The following is a 1,077-nucleotide window of genomic DNA, read 5'->3' as shown; positions in this document are numbered from 1 at the left end:
TCGATCAGCCCCATCACAGACGGCATCCGGCACCTCCACCGTAGAGAAGACACGACGTGTCATCTCTACTGCGGAAGAAGCTCCTTCACGCCTGAACAGCGGAAACCCAGCTATCACAGCCGGAAAGACAACGGCTTCTAACGCAGCCAATGGGCTTCGGAAGTGAAGCCGAGCATCGCCTGGGCGACCGCGGCGCACACCAGCTCGGAGTCGGTCAGCAACGGCGGCCTGCCCAGCCATCGCGGTCCTCCCAACTCGTCATCGATCTTCACATACAGCGCCGTGATGAGGGTCTCGAGGTCGTTTGTCACACACCGACCAACGGATCCCTCACCCTTTGCGCCCGACGACACTTCGGACTTGCTCGTCTAGGGCCGGCGAGGAAGACGGAGGGGCTGGCGGGCAGGAGTTCGCGGGCCATGATCAGGTTGATGTTCACTGGTGCTCTCCGTTCTCGGCGGCGGCGCGGGCGGCGTGCTGCGGGGTCCACGGCAGGGGCAGGCCGTCACCGGTCTTGCGGGGCGCCTCGGCGCCCTTCGAGCTGACCAGGTTCGCGGCGGGAAGCTCAACCATCAGCTCGGCGGCGCGGCGCATCACCTCGGCGGTGGTCTCCGCGTCGGTGCCGGCGTCCTCTACATGGACGCGTGGCAGGACCATGACGTGGCCCTCGGTGCATCCGCCGCTGCGCGGGCGGACCGCGATGGCGTCGGGCCATTCGCGGACGATGACTGCCGGGATCTCTTTGGCGACGATGGCGCAGAAGGTGCAGGTCTTCATTCAGCACTCCTTGGTCCGGTCAATGACTCTGTGGCGGCGGCCGCCCACGCATCCGATGGCAATGCGGCGGGGGCCGGCGGGTCCGCAGGCGCCTGGATCTTGAGGACAACGCCGCAGGGGTGGCCAGCGGGAAGCCGCCCCAGGACGGCGGGCTCTGTGATGGCCGTGATCACGTGCTGCCGTTCTCCCAGGCGTCGAGCAGGTCGCTAGTACTCCAGCCGGACTTCGGTGTATGTCCTGGTAAACGGCTTGAGCGTGGGGATTGTAGCGGCGTGGTGCCGAGTGCGGGGCGGGTTCGAC

The 1,077-nt window shown here is 66.8% G+C and carries 2 protein-coding genes; both read right to left on the bottom strand.

What is annotated here, in order from left to right; genetic code table 11:
* Positions 1–137: 137 nt before the first annotated feature.
* Complete coding sequence (locus tag ACIRJP_RS42735; protein ID WP_404186667.1) at positions 138–311, bottom strand: hypothetical protein; 174 nt, start codon at positions 309–311, stop codon at positions 138–140.
* Between the two features lie 124 nt (positions 312–435).
* Positions 436–777 carry an HIT family protein gene (locus ACIRJP_RS42730; RefSeq protein WP_404186665.1) on the bottom strand — a complete coding sequence of 114 codons (342 nt, stop codon included), beginning with the start codon at positions 775–777 and terminating at the stop codon, positions 436–438.
* Positions 778–1,077 lie beyond the last annotated feature (300 nt).

The organism is Streptomyces sp. NPDC102437 (assembly GCF_044765565.1).
In the GTDB taxonomy this organism is placed as follows: Bacteria; Actinomycetota; Actinomycetes; order Streptomycetales; family Streptomycetaceae; genus Streptomyces.
This window is presented reverse-complemented; position numbering and strand designations above follow the sequence as displayed.